17 protein-coding genes are annotated in these 17,180 nt (G+C 66.2%); 6 read left to right on the top strand and 11 right to left on the bottom strand.

Annotation, left to right across the window (positions count from 1 at the left end):
- The first annotated feature begins 340 nt into the window (after positions 1-340).
- The gene (locus QX048_RS26885) at positions 341-634 is read left to right on the top strand and encodes a GlsB/YeaQ/YmgE family stress response membrane protein (RefSeq protein WP_315712445.1); all 294 of its coding nucleotides are present in this window, start codon (positions 341-343) and stop codon (positions 632-634) included.
- 13 nt (positions 635-647) lie between these two features.
- On the opposite strand, the gene QX048_RS26880 is transcribed toward QX048_RS26885, so the two are convergent.
- On the bottom strand, positions 648-1,634 hold the full coding sequence (locus QX048_RS26880) for a helix-turn-helix domain-containing protein (protein WP_316191210.1): 987 nt from the start codon (positions 1,632-1,634) through the stop codon (positions 648-650).
- A 104-nt stretch (positions 1,635-1,738) separates the two neighbouring features.
- Between QX048_RS26880 and QX048_RS26875 the strand changes: the two genes are divergently transcribed.
- A complete protein-coding gene (locus QX048_RS26875) occupies positions 1,739-2,464 on the top strand; it encodes an alpha/beta hydrolase (RefSeq protein WP_315826780.1) in 726 nt (241 codons plus the stop codon).
- A gap of 160 nt (positions 2,465-2,624) precedes the next feature.
- Positions 2,625-3,128: a hypothetical protein gene (locus tag QX048_RS26870; RefSeq protein WP_315755755.1), complete on the top strand. Its 504-nt coding sequence runs from the start codon at positions 2,625-2,627 to the stop codon at positions 3,126-3,128.
- 28 nt (positions 3,129-3,156) lie between these two features.
- Here the strand turns inward: QX048_RS26870 and xth are convergent, their stop codons facing one another.
- Both xth and QX048_RS26860 read right to left on the bottom strand, forming a co-directional pair.
- The gene (gene xth, locus QX048_RS26865) at positions 3,157-3,927 is read right to left on the bottom strand and encodes an exodeoxyribonuclease III (protein ID WP_315826781.1); all 771 of its coding nucleotides are present in this window, start codon (positions 3,925-3,927) and stop codon (positions 3,157-3,159) included.
- 157 nt (positions 3,928-4,084) lie between these two features.
- Positions 4,085-4,912, bottom strand: coding sequence for a helix-turn-helix transcriptional regulator (locus tag QX048_RS26860; RefSeq protein ID WP_316173827.1), 828 nt, complete (start codon positions 4,910-4,912; stop codon positions 4,085-4,087).
- 91 nt (positions 4,913-5,003) lie between these two features.
- Between QX048_RS26860 and QX048_RS26855 the strand changes: the two genes are divergently transcribed.
- Positions 5,004-5,894: an SDR family oxidoreductase gene (locus QX048_RS26855; RefSeq protein ID WP_315826783.1), complete on the top strand. Its 891-nt coding sequence runs from the start codon at positions 5,004-5,006 to the stop codon at positions 5,892-5,894.
- Between the two features lie 373 nt (positions 5,895-6,267).
- Here the strand turns inward: QX048_RS26855 and QX048_RS26850 are convergent, their stop codons facing one another.
- From QX048_RS26850 to QX048_RS26835, 4 genes are all read right to left on the bottom strand, one after another.
- A complete protein-coding gene (locus tag QX048_RS26850; protein WP_315712435.1) occupies positions 6,268-6,795 on the bottom strand; it encodes a hypothetical protein in 528 nt (175 codons plus the stop codon).
- Between the two features lie 727 nt (positions 6,796-7,522).
- Positions 7,523-8,707: an alanine racemase gene (alr, locus tag QX048_RS26845; protein ID WP_315826784.1), complete on the bottom strand. Its 1,185-nt coding sequence runs from the start codon at positions 8,705-8,707 to the stop codon at positions 7,523-7,525.
- Positions 8,708-8,752: 45 nt separating this feature from the next.
- The gene (locus QX048_RS26840) at positions 8,753-10,261 is read right to left on the bottom strand and encodes a replicative DNA helicase (RefSeq protein ID WP_315712432.1); all 1,509 of its coding nucleotides are present in this window, start codon (positions 10,259-10,261) and stop codon (positions 8,753-8,755) included.
- A 641-nt stretch (positions 10,262-10,902) separates the two neighbouring features.
- On the bottom strand, positions 10,903-12,153 hold the full coding sequence (locus QX048_RS26835; protein WP_315826785.1) for a cyclopropane-fatty-acyl-phospholipid synthase family protein: 1,251 nt from the start codon (positions 12,151-12,153) through the stop codon (positions 10,903-10,905).
- Positions 12,154-12,575: 422 nt separating this feature from the next.
- On the opposite strand from QX048_RS26835, the gene QX048_RS26830 reads away from it, so the two are divergent.
- The gene (locus QX048_RS26830) at positions 12,576-13,352 is read left to right on the top strand and encodes a hypothetical protein (RefSeq protein WP_315712428.1); all 777 of its coding nucleotides are present in this window, start codon (positions 12,576-12,578) and stop codon (positions 13,350-13,352) included.
- Between the two features lie 60 nt (positions 13,353-13,412).
- Here QX048_RS26830 and rplI read toward each other — a convergent pair whose 3' ends face one another.
- From rplI to rpsF, 4 genes are all read right to left on the bottom strand, one after another.
- The gene (rplI, locus tag QX048_RS26825) at positions 13,413-14,006 is read right to left on the bottom strand and encodes a 50S ribosomal protein L9 (protein ID WP_315826786.1); all 594 of its coding nucleotides are present in this window, start codon (positions 14,004-14,006) and stop codon (positions 13,413-13,415) included.
- 49 nt (positions 14,007-14,055) lie between these two features.
- Positions 14,056-15,006 carry a hypothetical protein gene (locus tag QX048_RS26820; protein WP_315826787.1) on the bottom strand — a complete coding sequence of 317 codons (951 nt, stop codon included), beginning with the start codon at positions 15,004-15,006 and terminating at the stop codon, positions 14,056-14,058.
- Positions 15,007-15,138: 132 nt separating this feature from the next.
- Positions 15,139-15,378, bottom strand: a complete 240-nt coding sequence (gene rpsR / locus QX048_RS26815; protein ID WP_008963441.1) for a 30S ribosomal protein S18 — start codon at positions 15,376-15,378, stop codon at positions 15,139-15,141.
- 5 nt (positions 15,379-15,383) lie between these two features.
- On the bottom strand, positions 15,384-15,845 hold the full coding sequence (rpsF, locus tag QX048_RS26810; RefSeq protein WP_315826788.1) for a 30S ribosomal protein S6: 462 nt from the start codon (positions 15,843-15,845) through the stop codon (positions 15,384-15,386).
- A 372-nt stretch (positions 15,846-16,217) separates the two neighbouring features.
- Here rpsF and fabD point away from each other — a divergent pair, with 372 nt between their 5' ends.
- Positions 16,218-17,177 (top strand): ACP S-malonyltransferase, encoded by a 960-nt coding sequence (gene fabD, locus QX048_RS26805; protein WP_316200755.1) that lies wholly within the window; start codon positions 16,218-16,220, stop codon positions 17,175-17,177.
- Positions 17,178-17,180 lie beyond the last annotated feature (3 nt).

Raw genomic sequence — 17,180 nt, 5'->3', positions numbered from 1 at the left:
CGATTAGATTCGAATGACTGTCATTTCGGGAGGAGGTACGCGACGTCCGAAGCGGAATGGCCAAGCAAGCAGGGCCGCATCACCTTGTCATGGACGCCGGCCTGCGCCAGTTTGCGAGTGGGTTGCGAACTCATCCGATGTGCAGAATTCAGCTCATGGCAACGAAATCGATGTAACCTGCAAGCGTGCGATTCGTGTGGCTCTGCGAGCAAGACCCCTGATCTGGCCGCTTCCGTGTAGCAACTGGCGGTCTCGCTTCGCTCGGCAATGTGTTCTCATGATCTTGCTGCTGGCCGTGATGCTCCAGCTGAGGGGTGACGGCAGACCGACGGAGTGAAGAATGTTCACACTGGCACATGCAGGGACTTGGCTCGTCGTCGGCTTGATTGGTGGCGGCCTTGCCGGAATCCTGGTGAAGCGCCGCCGAGCCGGTTTCGGGCTCCTCACCAACATCGGATTGGGATGCGTCGGCGCCCTCATCGGTGGTGTCTTGTTCAACCTGTTCGGGTTGTTTCCAGGCATGGGCAGCATCGTCATTTCGCTGCGCGATGTCGTCGCGGCGTTCGTCGGCTCGCTGGTCCTGCTGGCGGCAATCTGGTTGTGGGGCGCAGCCCGCGAACGGAGTCCGCGCTGACCGCAGGCGGTGGTCAGCCGGAGTGACGCGCGGTCTCCGCCCGCCAGTCGCGCGGGCGCATGCCGAAGCGCTGCTTGAAGCGGCGCGTGAAGTGCGACAGATCCGAAAAGCCCCAGTCGAAGGCGATGCGGCCGATGTCGCGGCCGCGTCGGGCGGGATCGCGCAGATCGCGCGCTGCGCCATCGAGCCGGCGCTCCATCACCAGGTCGGAGAAGCTGGTCCCGGCGCGGGCCAGCAGCTTGTGCACATAGCGCTCGCTGATCCCGACGACAGATGCGATGGTCGCCACCGTCAGGCCGGGCTCGCGCACCCGCTCGTGAATGGCGCGGCGCAGCGCCAAGGTCGTCGCATCGGCAAATGAGGTGGTCGCATGCGTCTCGCGGCGGCCGCGGCGCGCCAGGCTCAGCGCCACCAGATCGAGCAGCACGCCGAACAGCGCCGACGCATCGTCGGGCGCGAGCCGCAGCGCATTGGCGTTGAGGGAGCGCGCCGTCTCCACGATCAGTGCGCCGACGCATGGATCGTCGGACAGCCGCGTCGGCGCGATGTCCGGCTCCGCCGGCAGGCGGCTGCACAGCGCATCGGCGGGGACGCGGAACGAGATCACGCCGAGCGACGGCCCGCGATCGTGCTGCAGCACGAAGGTGCGATCGCTGTCGAAGATGCCGACCTGACCGGCGGACAGGCTGACATCGCATTCGTCCTGCAGGATGGTGCAGCGGCCGGCGAGCTTGAGGTTGAGATAGAAGCAGCGCTGGGTGGAAGCGGCGATGTCCGTGCGCGAGCGACGTACGATGTGCTCGGGAAAGCTGACGCGGTTGATGGCGCCGCTCCCGACGCTGATGCTCTGCACCTCCGCAGCGAATCCGATGCCGCGCGCCGGCTCCGGCGTCAGGTTCATGAAGGCCTGGCAGATCGCCTCGCGGTAATAAGAGAACTGCTCCTCCGGCCGCACCGCCGCCGTATTCCAGCTCCGCTGCCGTTCCGGCTCGGCGCCCATCGGTTCACTCCGAGACCAATCGGGTTCAGTTGCAGCCAAGCGCCGCGGGCGCGGTCCGGCCCATAGTCCTTGCACCGCCTTCCATCGTGCAAAGGAACGTGATCATGTCAACCTACGTCCTGGTCCATGGCGCCTGGCATACCGGCGCCGAGCTCGAGCCGGTCGCAGCGCCTATTCGCTCCGCCGGCCACACCGTCCATCTGCCGACCATCCGCGGCAACCGCCCCGGCGACGCAAAGACCACCGGCCTCGACGAGGCGATCGCCTCGATCTGCGACTACTTCAGCGAGCACGACATCACCGACGCCGTGCTGATGGGGCATTCGTATGGCGGCATGGTCATCACCGGCGTCGCCGACCGCATCGCTCAGCGCATCCGCCGCCTGGTCTACTGGAATGCGTTCGTGCCCAACGACGGCGAGTGCCTCAACGACATGGTGCCACCGCACTATGTTGCGCTGTTCGACGCGGTCGCTGCGGAGCGCGGCGACGGTTCGGTGGTGCTGCCGTTCCCGGTCTGGCGCGAGGCCTTCATCAACGACGCCGATCTCGCCACCGCGACGCGCACCTATGAGATGCTCAATCCGCATCCCAACAAGACCTTCACCGACAAGATCAAGCTGCGCGCCAGTCCCGCCGAGATGGCAATCGCGAAATCCTACATCAACTGCACCGAGGACACGGCGCTGCCGCACAGCCTGCCATGGCATCCGCGGCTGTCCGGCAAGCTCGGCCTGTTCCGGCTGGTCCAGGTGCCCGGCAGCCATGAGCTGTGCTTCTCCGATCCCGGCCGGCTCGCGCAGGCGATCATGGATGCGGGACGCGATTGACGGCGCGTGTCGCCACGCGCTCCCGGTGTGGCGCCGGGCGGTCATCATTCCAGGTTGTGATCGGCGTCACATTCGCCGGGAGCGCGATCGGCCAGACTGATCTCCGATGAATGCAGCCCGGCGGGGCATCCATCCTCGCCGCACCATCGGAGAACGCGTCATGGCCCAGCTCCATCTGACGTCCCCTCGCGGACTTGCATCCAAGGTGTCCGCCGCGAATGCGCCCGCGCGGCCGGCCGCGACCAAGGCCGGCTGGCTCGCGATGGCCGCCGGCGCGATCACGACCGTGTTCGCCGCGATCGGCGCGGTGAACAGCGTCCTTCCCGCGGCGTCGAACGTCGGCGCGGCCGTGCTCGAAGCGCTGAACGTGCCGGCCTGCCTGTCCTATGCCGATCGCTATGACGGCACGCAGAGCAGCTTCCGCAAGGAAGGCCAGCTCTGGCGCGAATATCCGCGCGGCTCGGAGACGTATAGTTACGAGTTCAAGGAGATCCGCCGCACGCGCCAGGAGATCATGCTGTGGAACGTGACGCCGCGTCCGAACGTGCCGGATGCCGCGAGCCTCGTCGTGCATCTGCCGGTGTGCGGCGGCATGGCGGTGCTGACTGAGGGCCTGCCCGAGCGCGCGACCAATCTGCAGCAGACCTGGCCCGACCGCGGCTGAGGCTCCGACGCGGACAGGCGAGTTCGGATTATTTCAGCACGATCCAGGCCGGTGCGTGGTCGCTGGCGCCGTCCTCGCCGCGAATGGCGCGGTCGACGCCGGCCTTGGCAAGGCGCGGCGCGAGTTGCGGGCTCAGCAGCAGGTGGTCGAGCCGCAGGCCGGCATCGCGCGGCCAGCGGTTGCGCTTGTAGTCCCAGAACGTGAACATCGGCGCGTCCGGATGCAGCATCCGGATCGCGTCGCACCAGCCTTGATCGACCAGCGCCTTGAAGGCGGCGCGGCTCTTCGGCTGGATCAGCGCGTCCTTGTCCCAGGATCGCGTCGGATAGATGTCGAGCGTAGCAGGCGCCACATTGTAGTCGCCGGCGAGCACGGCCGGCAGGTCGTCCTTGATGAAATCAGCCGCGTGCTTCTGCAGGCGTTTGAACCAGGCGAGCTTATAGTCGAATTTCGGCCCCGGCTGCGGATTGCCGTTCGGCAAATAGAGGCAGCCGACGACGAGGCCGCGCACCGCGGCCTCGATGTAGCGCGCCTCCTGGTCTCTGGGATTGCCGGGCAGGGCGGTGCGGGTCAGCACCGGCTCGGCCTTGCGCGCAAGGATCGCGACGCCGTTCCAGGTCTTCTGTCCCTGCCACACCGCGCCATAGCCGGCCTTGGCGATCGCATCGACGGGGAAATCGGCCTGGGTGCATTTCAGCTCCTGCAGGCAGACGATGTCGGGCCTGGCCGCGCGCAGCCAGCGCAGCAGATTGGGGAGCCGCCGCCGGACATTGTTGATGTTGAAGGTCGCGATCTTCATGAGGCCCGTCGCCGTGGGGATGGTCCGGATGACCAAGCTCGCAATCGGCTTTTTGTTCACGCTGCAGCGTCGATGCAACCAAGGCTGCCTACGAAAGCCCGGCCTGTCAGGCAACCCGCGTGCTTCTCGGCGGCGCGAGTCGAGAGGGCACTCGCACCTACTTCGGTCGCGACGTCACCAGCGCACGGATCTTGTCGGCATCCTCCGGCGTCGCGGGATTGTAGATCACCATGGTGAGGTCGGGCCGGCCATCGACGGCGAAGCCCGAAAATTCCATCGAAAGCGATCCGGCGACGGGATGCTGCAGGGTCTTCACGCCGTCACCGTGCCGCCCTTGCACATCGTTGTCGCGCCACATCGCCGCGAATTCCGGGCTCGTCGCGCAGAGCTCGTCGACCAGCGATTGGACATTGCGGGCCGCGCCGGCGCGGGCCACGTCGGCGCGGAAGGACGCGACCACATAGCGCGCCACGGCCTGCCAGTTGGGCTGTGCTGCGCGGACACGGCTGTCGTGGAACATCATGCGCAGAACATTGCGCTGGCCCTCCGGCAGGGTGCTGTAGTCGGTGAGGACAGCCGCAGCCGCCCTGTTCCAGGCGAGGATGTCCCATGTCGCCGTGCGAACGAAGGCGGGACTGTATTCCAGCGTGTCGAGCACGCGTTGGAGACGGGGTGAGATGCCGTCGATCGCGTGATAGCGGGCTTCGGGTAGCCGGCCGAGACCGAGCAGGAACAGATGCTCGCGCTCGGCGTCGGTCAGCATCATGGCGCGAGCGATGCGGTCCAGCACGTCGGCGGAGGGCGCGCCGCCGCGCCCTTGCTCGAGCCAGGTGTACCAGGTGGCGCTCACATTGGCGCGTTGCGCCACCTCTTCGCGCCGAAGCCCCGGCGTTCGCCGCCGCTGCAGCGGCAGGCCGAAGGCGGTCGGATCGAGCTTGGCGCGGCGATCCCTGAGATAGGTCCCGAGAGGGTTGGCGTCCGTCATCCTGTTAGCGATTATACCCGTATAAAGTCACGACTTTACCCTTATGAGCAGCCTAGCAATATCCCGGCGGTCTGAACAGGGAGTGTGTCTCATGCGCGTATTCGTCACCGGCGCCGCCGGATTCATCGGCTCCGAAACCACCAGGGAGCTGATCGCCGCCGGGCATCAGGTCATCGGCCTCGCGCGCTCCGCCGAGAACGTCCGCACGCTCGAGCAACTGGGCGCGCAGGTTCATCGCGGCTCGCTGCAGGACCTCGACAGCCTGAAGCGCGGCGCGAGGGATGCCGACGGCGTGATCCATCTCGCCTTCATCCACGACTTCGCGAAATTCGCGGAGAACGGCGCCATCGACAAGGCCGCCATCGACGCCATGGGCGAGGTGCTGGTGGGCACGAACAAGCCGTTCATCGTCACCTCCGGAACGGGGCTCGTTGCGGCCAATGTGGTGGTCACCGAAGACATGCGGCGCGAGTCGTCAGCGCATGTCCCGCGCGTGTCCGAGCAGACGGGTCTCGCCTATGCGTCGCGCGGCGTGCGCGCAATGGTGATCCGCCTGCCGCAGGTTCACGGCGCCCCCGGAAGGGCCGGGCTGATCTCCTATCTGGTGGAGCTCGCGCGACAGAAGGGCCGCGCCGCCTATGTCGGCGAAGGCACCGAGCGCTGGGCCGCGGCGCATCGATCGGATGTCGCCCGCCTCTACCGGCTCGCCCTGGAGAAGGGCATTGCAGACGCGATCTACCACGCCGTCGGCGAGGAGGGCGTCCCCATGCGCGAGGTCATCGAGGTGATCGGCCGCGCGCTGAACGTGCCGGTCGTGTCGATCAGCAAGGAGGAGGCGGGCGACTACTACGGTCCACTGGCGATGTTCGCAGGGCTGGACATGCCGGCCTCCAGCGTCCTGACACAGCAGCGCCTGGGCTGGAGACCGGACGGGATCGGTTTGATCGCCGACATTGGCCAGCCGGACTACTTCAAGGCGTGAGCGCCGGCCACGACCGACCCGCAGCGCCCATCTTGATCGAATGATGGCGCTCTTGCGCGACCAGCCCCGCAGCCCGGATGAGCGCGGCGACATCCGGGTTTTCCGATACGGCACGTGAGACCCCCGGATATCGCTGCGCTCATCCGGGCTACAGCAGCGGGCGCTGTCGCAGCCGTGTGCCGATATCCATCAGCCCGTCATTGCGAGCGCAGCGAAGCAATCCAGGGTGGCATGTGGGATTCTGGATTGCGTCGCTTCGCCGCTGCGCTCGTAATGACGATGTGGCGCGCGCTCGGGCGCCTGAGGCGGAGGCGCTTCCTCTCACCAAAGTATGGCCCCTAGCTACATGTGCTCATTGTGCAGATTCTCGTTGTCATCCAGCCGACTTTTTAATGATTAAGATCATAGCCTCGCCCCTGGTCCGCCGAGCGGAGACCATGCGTGGAGGTTGGGTGTGAATGACGATGTGCCTTGGTACGTAAGTCTGATCATAGCCTGGTTGCCACTGATCATGTTCGTCTTGGCCGTTGCATGGAGCACCCGTCGGATTCAGACGTCTCTGACGGCCGGCGATGGTCGCTCGCTGGCGCAGATCGTCGGTGATCTGGCGGATGAGATGAAGCGGGCGAATGACAGAAGATTGTAGCCGGTCGCGCGACTCATCTGAACGAGCCGGGCGGTCTCGTAGATATTTGCAGGGAAGAAGCTGGGTATGACTAATGATATTCCATGGTATGTAAGCCTGATTGTCTCCTGGCTTCCCTTCATCATATTCGTTGCCGCAATTCTCTGGAGTTCGCGGCAGCTGCGGAAGTCGCTCACTGCGAGTGATGGCCGCTCCCTGGCGCAGGTTGTCGACGATCTGGCGCGAGAGATGAAGCGCGCCAACGACATCCGTCATGACCAGGCACCCTAGCCAGCGTAGCTTGGCCCTAACGGGCGCGCCGAAACGCGGAATTCATCAACGATCTCAACGCGACTCACCCTGTCCAGTCCTTCCGCGAAAAATATTCGTCTTTCGTTTTTACGGAAATCATGTTCTTCTATCTCCGTCCCGCCTCGGCACGAGGGGCGTATCGCGATCGTCATGACACGCGGGGTGGGATGTGGTGGGCGCCTTGGGTCGCAGCATGGCTTGAGGCCGTGCGGACGAACGGCACGAGGCGCACGTCGAAGACGTATGGTCCTGGCATCTCGACGCTGATGCTACGCTGGCGGTGATGATCCGCCGGTCACGGGGGCAAGACAGCCGATCCCCGGGGAGAGTACGCATAAGACGTAAAGCCATCGCGCGGGGAATGCCGGTTGACCGGCTGAACCTGTGGTGACTGCCGCCTGCTTTTTTTCTGCAGGCGGGCCATGGGTGAGGCCTTCACCCGGCATTCCCTGCGCCCTCGTCTTTCGAAGAGGGTGAAAAAGAGATGCAAGCCTCGGGCGTTACATGCCGCGAGAACGATGGCTCATGTCAGTTCACCGTCATTGCGGGCGCAGCGACTTGTCCGCCGTAGCTCGAAGAGCGAAGGCGGAAGCAATTCAGGGTGGTGTGCGGGACTCTGGATTGCTGCGCTCGCAATGACGATGTGGCAGCAGCTGTGTGCACGTCAGACAGAGAGCGTTGCTCCGCGCGATCAGCTTTCCGCGGCCGCCGCACCGCCCTTGTAGATGCGGTGATAGCGCCGGCCGAGATTGGTCAGGACCTCGTAGCCGATGGTGCCGAAATGATGCGCGAGCTCGTCGACCGTGATGCCCTCGCCGAGCAGCGTGGCGAAGTGGCCGCGGCGGGCGGCCTTCGGCGGCAGGTCGGTGACATCCACCGCGATCAGGTCCATCGAGATGCGCCCTGCGATCGGGCAGCGTTGGCCGGCAATGATGACGTCGGCGCCGCGTGTGCCGTCGTTGGAGCTCGCCGCGCGGAAATAGCCGTCGGCATAGCCGGCGGAGAGGATCGCGATCTTTGTCGGGCGGCGCGCCGTCCAGGTGCCGCCATAGCCGACCGTGTCGCCGCGCGCGAGGTCACGCAGTTGCACGATGCGCGCCTTGATCTCGGCGACCGGCTGCATCGGATTGTCGGCCTCGGGCGTCGGATTGACGCCGTAGAGCGCGGCACCGGGCCGCACCATGTCGAACTGGAAGGCGGCACCGAGGAAGATGCCGGAGGAGGCGGCAAGCGCGGCGGGCACGCCGGTGAACACGCTGGCGACCTCGCGGAACGCAGTGAGCTGGCGCGCGTTCGACGGGCTGTTGATCTGCTCGGCGGAGGCCAGATGGCTCATCACCAGCGTGATGCCATGGTCGCCGGTCTGGATGCGCGGGATCATGCCCTGCGCGTCGATCGGGCTGAGGCCGAGCCGGTTCATGCCAGTGTCGACATGGATGGCCGCGCCGCCCTTCCAGCCGGTGCGGCGGCAGAACATGTCCCATTCGGCGAGCTCGTTGAGGTCGCCGATGACAGGACGGCAGTTGATCGCCGCGTAGTCGTCGCCGGTGTTCTGGAAGAAGCCGTCGAGTACATAGAGCGCGGCGCTGTCGGGCAAAGCGGCGCGGGCGATCTTGGCCTCGGCGAGCGTCGCGACGAAGAAGGTCTTGCAGCCGGCCGCGGCGAGCGTGCGCGCCACCTCGGGAATGCCGCAGCCATAGGCGTCGGCCTTGATCACCCCGGCGCATTCGGCCGGCACTGCGGTCTTTTCCAGCTTGCGCCAATTGGCGGCGAGCGCATCGAGATCGATGGTCAGCACGCCGGTGGCGCTGGCCGGGACAGCGTCGTCGACCGCCGAGACAGGTTGTTCGGCGGGTTTCTGTTCGGGAACACTCATGTGGCGCTTTTACGCGCCGCGGCGTCACGGTTCAACCGCGTCAGGTCAATAGTCGTGGTGCTGCGGCGGCAGGCCGTCATGGGCGAGGTCGCCGAAGCGGGTGACCGAGGCGTCGAAGTGCAATTCGACCGTGCCGGTCGGGCCGTGGCGCTGCTTGCCGATGATCACCTCGGCCTTGCCGAGCGCCAGATCCATTTCCATCTGCCACTTCTGGTGCTCCTCGGTGCCGGGACGCGGCTCCTTGGCGGCCAAATAGTACTCACCGCGATACACGAACAGCACCACGTCGGCGTCCTGCTCGATCGAGCCGGATTCACGCAGGTCCGACAGTTGCGGCCGCTTGTCCTCGCGATTCTCGACCTGGCGCGACAGCTGCGACAGCGCGATGATGGGAACGCTGAGCTCCTTGGCCAGCGCCTTCAGGCTGGTGGTGATCTCGGTGATTTCCTGGACGCGGTTGTCGTTGCCGCGCTTGCCCGAGCCCGACAGCAGCTGGATGTAGTCGATCACCAGCAGGTCGAGGCCCTTCTGGCGCTTCAGCCGGCGGGCGCGCGCCATCACCTGCGCGATCGAGATGCCGCCGGTTTCGTCGACATAGAACGGCAGCGACTGCAGCTCGATCGAGCATTCGCGCAGCTTCTCGAAATCGGCCTCGGTGATGCCGCCACGGCGGATGTGGCTGGAGGGAATGCCAGAGCGCTCGGCGATGATACGGGTGGCGAGCTGCTCGCCGCTCATTTCGCAGGAGAAGAACCCGACCACGCCGCCCTGCGCGGCGCGATAGGTGCCATCGGGCTGCAATTCGGGAACATAGGCCTGGGCGACGTTGTAGGCGATGTTGGTGGCGAGCGAGGTCTTGCCCATGCCGGGACGGCCGGCGAGGATGATCAGGTCCGAATGCTGCAGGCCGCCCATCTTGGCGTCGAGATCGCGCAGGCCCGTGGAGATGCCGGACAGCTTGCCGTCGCGCTGGAAGGCCTTGGCGGCCATGTCGAGCGCGGTCGTCAGCGCCTGGGAGAATTTCTGGAACCCGCCGTCGTAGCGTCCGGACTCCGCGAGCTCGTACAGCCGGCGCTCGGCGTCCTCGATCTGGTTGCGCGGCGCGAAGTCCACCGGCGCGTCATAGGCGACGTTGACCATGTCCTCGCCGATGCCGATCAGGTCGCGGCGCAACGACAGGTCGTAGATGGTGCGGCCATAGTCCTGGGCGTTGATGATCGTGGTCGCTTCGGCCGCGAGCCGTGCCAGATACTGGCCGACGGTCATGCCGCCGATGTCGACGTCGGCCGGCAGGAACGTCTTCAAGGTCACGGGCGTCGCGACCTTGCCCATCCGGATCAGGCTGGACGCGGTCTCGAACACGGTCTGGTGCAGCGGCTCGAAGAAATGCTTCGGCTCGAGGAAGTCCGACACGCGATAGAACGCGTCGTTGTTGACCAGGATCGCGCCGAGCAGACCCTGTTCCGCCTCGATGTTGTGAGGAGCGCTGCGATAGGCCGGCGTTGCTGCGTCAGCCGACGCCAGCTTGTGAACGTTCGAATCGGTGAGTGCCATGACCGCGTGTTTAGCAGCTTTGAAGGGGAGGGGATAAAGCGCCAGTCGCGCGCGAAGCGGAAGCGAAAGCTGAGCGCAATTCACCGTCTGGTAAATCTGGTGGATGAATCCGGACTCGCCAGATGCCGCGCTTGACGGAACCGACAGGACTCAACGCCGCGCGAGCGCGAGCGACACGCCGGTGCAATCAACCGGCGCGATCGTTCGACACGTCGGCGAGGCGGGAACGAGAGCCGGTACGGCAGGGCGTGCCAGGGCCGCGCGTGGATCCGCGCCCGGCGTCAGACCAGCAGCAGATACAGGAGGGCGATCAGGGATGCTCCCACGCCCGCGGCGATCAGCGCGTAGTCGGTGCTGAAGTCGGTCTGGGGTTCCAACATGGCTCTGGCGGGGCTCGGGGACATGCCAGGACACTACGGCCGGGCTTCCCCGGGGTCTGTGAGCCAGTTCACAGACCGCACGATTTGTTTGAAAATTTGAGTCGGATGGGCATAATCTCGCGTTTGGGATGCAAGCCGTCCACCGAGCATCTCAGAATTGAAGTCGAGACCGGCGCGGCGCAGCCGAGGGAATGCGGCCGTCCGTCTCTGCAGGACCATTGCACTGGCGCCGCCCTCCGCTGTCGTCGCGGGCCGCGCGCGCTACTCACCCGCCATCTGCAGCGCCGGGCGGCTGCCGCGCTCGCGCGCCCGCAGCCGCGTCTCCTCACGGTGGACGTAGTCGCGCGTCATCGGCACGACGCCCTGGCGCTTCGTCAGCTGGATCTGGACATTCATCAGGTTCTGCTTGCGGAACCCCATTTCCGCGGCCGCCAGGTAGAACTCCCACATCCGCGCGAAGCGCTCGTCATAGAGCTGCACGGCCTCGTCGCGCCGGGCCATGAAGCGTTCGCGCCACGCCTTCAGGGTCTCCGCGTAGTGCAGGCGCAGGATCTCGATGTCGCAGACGAGGAGCCCGGCGCGCTCGATCGCCGGCAGAACCTCCGAGAGGGCTGGGACGTAGCCGCCGGGAAAGATGTATTTGGCGATCCAGGGATTGGTCGCATCAGGGCCCACGGAGCGTGCGATCGAATGCAGCAGCATGACGCCGTCGTCCGCGAGCAGCTCGGCGCTGCGGCGAAAGAAGGAGTCGTAGAAGGCGACCCCGACATGCTCGAACATACCGACCGAGACGATGCGGTCGAAGGTGCCAGGCACGTCGCGATAATCCTGCAGCAGGAAGCGGGCGGAGGCGGAGAGGTGCCGTTCGGCCGCGCGGGCCTCGGCAACCTGCAACTGCTCGGCCGACAAGGTCACGCCGGTCACGTCGGCATCACACATCTCGGCCAGGTAGAGTCCAAGCCCGCCCCAGCCGCAGCCGATGTCGAGGACGCGATGGCGGCGGCCGATCAGCAGCTTGGCCGCGAGATGACGTTTCTTGGCGAGCTGGGCATCGTCCAGCGTCGCGTCCGGCGTCTCGAAATAGGCGCAGGAATATTGCCGGTCGGCATCGAGGAACAGCGAATACAGCCGCCCATCGAGATCGTAATGATGGGCGACGTTGCGGCGCGCGCGTGCCCGGATATTGAGCTGGCGCAGGTGCCGGATCAGATAGCGCAGCCACCATTGCGGCCTGGCCCAGTCGGGCACCACGGCCGGCTGGCTCATCACGATCGACAGCAGATCCGCGATCGATCCTCGTTCGACCACGAACGAGCCGTCCATATAGACCTCGCCGAGCGCGAGCTCGGGATTGGCCAGAATCCGGCGCTCGGCTTCACGAGTCAGAAATCGTGCCGCCACGGAGACACCGGTTCCATCCCCGCAGCTGAACGACGTGCCGCTGGCGGTCGTAAAGCTGATCGACCCACGGCGAATGAAGCTACTCAACAGACTTCGCAGCAAACGGTCCATCCACACCACCCAAGGAGCTATTCCCGTGAGTTGCTGACTTTCCCGGCCGTCGCACTCGACGCGTTGAGAACCGATTGGTTCCCTATCATCACGTTGTTATGTTACCCAGCGGGCACAAGCCGACGCCACTGCCATGAACACAACGCCGATATTCCGAACCGTCATTGATCGATGGACATCTCGGCGCAGGAACATCTGTGCGCTTTCATTCGCTCCGCAATCCGTTAAAAAGGCCGCGGCCGCCGGTCTTTTGGCCGGTGTCCGGCATCTGACCGCCGGACGAGGTCTGAAGGGATCGCCGTCGAGGGCGTGGAGCGACCGCAATGTCCGCTGTCACGTTCGGCTGATAGCGAGAGGAAACACGGCAGCGGATGTCGCGCGGGGCGGCGCCGTGTGGGCGAAACCATAGCTGGAGAATGAGAATGGTGGGCCGAGCGCTCAATTTGGCGACGGTGGTGGCGGTGTTCTGCATGGGCTTCGCGGGGGCCGCCGTTGCGCAGGAAAATCTCGATGCGGGCAAGAGTCCTGCGCAGATCTACAACGGGACCTGCGTGGTCTGCCACAAGTCGCCGCGCGGCCTGGCCAAGAACACCTCGGCCAGCTCGCTGCCCGGATTTCTGCGCCAGCATTACACGACGAGCCCCGAGATGGCCGGCGTGCTCGCCAACTACCTGATTGCGAACGGCGCTGCGGATGCGCGATCAACGGGCCACTCCGGCAAGGAGACGCGGTCCGAGCGCCGCGCCCGGTCGGCCGCCACCGAGCCGCCCGAGGCGAAACCGGCCGCCGCGGATGCTGCTGCCAGCCCAGGCGAGCCGCGCCGCCGTTCGGGTCATCACTCCAAGCGCTCCGCGCCGGCCGAGGCGAAGCCCGACGCGGCAACTGATCCAGCCGCTGCGCCGGCCGACGGCGAGGGCAGCGCGCCCGCGAAGAAGGGCCGGCTCGGCAAGCGCAAGAAGCCGGCCCAGGAGGGCTCGGCTGCGGAGGAGACGCGCGGCGAGCCGACCGGTGCGACCCGGCCGTCGGCGTCGCGCGAGGACAGCGCTGCCGGCTCCGAGCCGCCGCGGGTCGAGCCGGCAAGATCGAGCGAGGCCGCGCCGGCGCTGCGCGCCGATCCGGTCCCGCCGGTGACGCCGGCGCCGGCCACGACCCAGTCGGTGCCGTCGGATCCCTCGGTTCCGTCCTCGCCCTCGCGGTGAGACGACAATGAAAAAGCCCGGCTCGGGGAGCCGGGCTTTTCCGCAAATGGGCTGGCGCGCTTACTGCTGCGCAGGCTCGCCGGCAGCGCCCTCGTCCTGGGCCTCCGGATCGAAGAACTCGCCGGCGGCCGCGATCGCTTCGGCGGCGGCGTCGCGGTCCTCCTGGCGGGTCGAGATGTCCTCGCCGCGCTTGATGCGCTCGGCCTCGTCGGCGCTGCGGGCGACCGTCACGGTCACCGAGGTCTCGACCTCCGGGTGGATTGCGATGGTGATCGTCTGCTTGCCGATCGTCTTGATCGGGGCGTCGAGCCAGACCTGCGGCCGGCTCACGGTGATGCCGTCGGCGGCGAGGGCGGCGACGATGTCGCGCACCGAGACCGAGCCGAACAGCTGGCCGGATTCGGAGGCCTGGCGGATGATGACGATGTCGCGGCCGTCGATCTTCTCGGCGACCTTGGCCGCCTCGCCCTTGGCCTTGATGTTGTTGGCTTCGAGCTCGGCCTTCATGCCCTCATACTTGGCCTTGTTCTCGGCGGTGGCCCGCAGCGCCTTCTTGCGCTTCAGCAGGAAGTTGCGGGCGAACCCGTCCTTGACCTTCACGATCTCGCCCATCTGGCCGAGCTTGGCGACACGTTCCAGCAGAATGACTTCCATCGATGTTCTCCTTGTGATGTTCGGAAGCGGTTGGTGTGAGGTTGAACTTTTACGGCACCGGCAAAGGCGGCGGCTGCCGCGGGCCGTAACGGTGACGGAGGTCGAAGGCGGCGTCGGCGAGGCCGAGGACGATCATCGCCAGCATGGGGATCGGCCAGATGAAGGTCAGCATCAGCGCGTAGGCGAGACCGAGCCAAAGCGGCCGGGTGCGCAGCGGCAAGGTCAGCGTATGCAGGACCGCGAAGCCGGTGAGCGCATAGGCGGTCAGCAGCGCTGCGGCGGCGATTCGCGCCAGCATGCCGATCAGCCCGCCCGGGAAGCAGAACGCGATGATCGCAAACAGCGCCGGCAGCGTCATCAGCGGCAGCTTGGTGTCGCGCAGGCGCGGCCATGGGCGCATCAGCCGGCCGGAGATCGCCGTGATCTTTGCGGCCGCCAGGACGTTGAGCGACAGGATCGTGGTCATGATCACCGCGGCCATCGGCGGCGCCATGAACACCAGGATCTCGACCAGCCGGGGAATGTCGACCGCGTCGGTCGACGTGACGGTATTGCTGAGCACGCGCGACAGCAGCCGCCTGAGACCCTGATTGGTGGCCGTCATGTCGGTGCCGAAGGAGAACGCGGCAATCAGCGCTGCGATCACCGCGATCCACAGCAGGATGTTGCCGGGCGGATACCATTCGATGCCATCCTGGCCGGACGGGCTGGTCGTCGGACGGCCGAGCAGGATGAGGTGGCCGAGCCACCAGGCCGGCAGCGTCACGGAGACGGCAAAGGCGAGAGCGCGATCGAAGCCGAAGATGGCCAGCACGCAAGCGGTTGCTACGAGACCGCCGATGACGGCGCAAAGCCGGCCCCAGGCGATTGCAGCGACGAGCAGCGGCACGGGCGCGAGCAGCGCAAGCACGAGCGCCGTCATCACGCCCGATCCGGTCGAGGCGAACATGACCGCGGAGGCAGCGCCTGCCGCGAGCGCGATGAGAAGCGTTCCGATCATCAGCTGTCCCGCTCCCTTCGAGCGGTTAGAGGCGCCTTCGCCCCAACCATCGGCGACCGGACGACCCGGAAGCCTTATGAGAATTCAACGGAAGGAGCCGGCGGCGCGGGGCCGCCGGTCCGAGGTCCGCAATCAGCGGATGACGTAAGGCAGCAGGCCGAGGAAGCGGGCGCGCTTGATGGCGCGCGCGAGTTCGCGCTGCTTCTTGGCGGACACGGCCGTGATGCGGCTCGGCACGATCTTGCCGCGCTCAGAGACGTAACGCATCAGCAGCTTGGAGTCCTTGTAGTCGATCTTCGGCGCGTTCGGCCCGGAGAACGGGCAGGTCTTGCGGCGGCGGAAGAACGGGCGACGTGCGGGGGCTTCAGCCATTGATCTTACTCCTCGTCCGCAGTTTCTTCGTCACGGGCCCGGCGCGGGCCGCGATCGCCACGGTCACCGCGATCGCCACGGAAGCCGCCGCCATCGCGCTCACCACGGAAGCCACCGCCGCGGTCGTCGCGCTCACGGTCGCGATCGGCCTTGCGCATCATCGCCGACGGGCCTTCCTCGAGCTCGTCGACGCGGACGCTGAGGTAGCGGATCACGTCTTCGCTGATCCGCTCCTGGCGCTCGATCTCGGCGATCGCCGCGGACGGAGCGTCGATGTTGAGCAGCACGAAGTGGGCCTTGCGGTTCTTGTTCATGCGGTAGGTGAGGGAGCGAACGCCCCAATTCTCAGACTTCGTGACCTTACCGCCGAGACCTTCGACGATACCGGTCATCTGAGCCGTCAGTTCTTCCACCTGCTGGGTGCTCGCGTCCTGACGCGCGAGGAATACATGCTCGTAAAGCGGCATGGCTGTCCTTTCCAAGTTGGCGCAAATCCCGGCGTCAAGCCCTTCGAGACCTTGTGGAAAGGACTCGCAGACGTCAGCTCAGAAGGCGGGAACACGGGACGACGGGCCGACTGGCCCTGCCACATCAAAGTCACCAGGACAGCTTGGAGAGGTTAAATCCCCAAGGTTGAGCAAGGTGAGTTTGCTGGGACCGTCCGTTCAGCTCCCGGCTCGGGATCCACGGATGGCGCGCCTTATACCGATTTTCGGGGCCAAGGCAAGGGAAAGTGGTCGAATTGCGCCCGTCACGTGCTTGACATCACAGGGCCGGCCAGTGTCTTTCCGGCCAAAGTTACTCAATTCCAGGGATTTTGGAACGTTCAGGGGGCGGCCATGACGGCAGCATTCACTTTTCCGGGGCAGGGGTCCCAAGCCGTCGGCATGGGCAAGGCGCTCGCCGACTCCTTCCCGGTGGCTCGTTCGGTGTTCGAGGAGGTCGATGCCGCCCTCGGTGAGAAGCTGACGACCAGCATTTGGGAAGGTCCGGCCGAGACCCTGCAGCTGACCGAAAATGCCCAACCCGCTCTGATGGCGGTCTCGATGGCAACCTTGCGGGTGCTGGAAACCGAAGCCGGATTCTCGGTCGGACGCGACGCCGCCTTCGTCGCAGGTCACTCATTGGGCGAATACTCGGCGCTGGCCGCCGCCGGCAGCCTGACGATTGCGGATACTACCCGCCTGCTGCGCACCCGTGGGCTTGCCATGCAGAAGGCCGTTCCGGTGGGCGTCGGCGCCATGGCCGCGCTGCTCGGGATGGATTATGAGGCGGCTGTCGCGGTCGCCGAAGAGGCGGCCCAGGGCGAGGTCTGCCAGGCTGCCAACGACAATGGCGGCGGCCAGGTGGTGGTGTCCGGCAACAAGGCCGCCGTCGATCGCGCCGTCGAGATCGCCCGCGGCAAGGGCGCCAAGCGCGCCATGCTGCTGCCGGTCTCCGCGCCGTTCCATTGCAAGCTCATGCAGCCGGCGGCGGACGTCATGGCGGAGGCGCTGTCCAGGGTCACCATCAAGGCGCCGGCCTCGCCCCTGGTCTCGAACGTACTCGCGGCGCCGATCAGCGATCCCAACGAGATTCGCCGTCGCCTGGTCGAGCAGGTCACGGGTACGGTGCGCTGGCGCGAATCGATCGCATATATGGCGGGCCAGGGCGTGACACGGTTCTTCGAGATCGGCGCCGGCAAGGTGCTCAGCGGCCTGGTCAAGCGGATCGCGGATGGTGCGGTCGGCGTCGCCGTCGGCGGCCCGTCGGATATCGTGGCCGCGAAGGATGCGCTGGCCGCGGCGAAAACGTCGTAAGTG

Source organism: Bradyrhizobium sp. SZCCHNS30572 (assembly GCF_032484415.1).
Lineage (GTDB): Bacteria > Pseudomonadota > Alphaproteobacteria > Rhizobiales > Xanthobacteraceae > Bradyrhizobium.
Note: the sequence above shows the minus strand (reverse complement) of the source record. Positions and strands in the feature narration are given on the sequence as shown.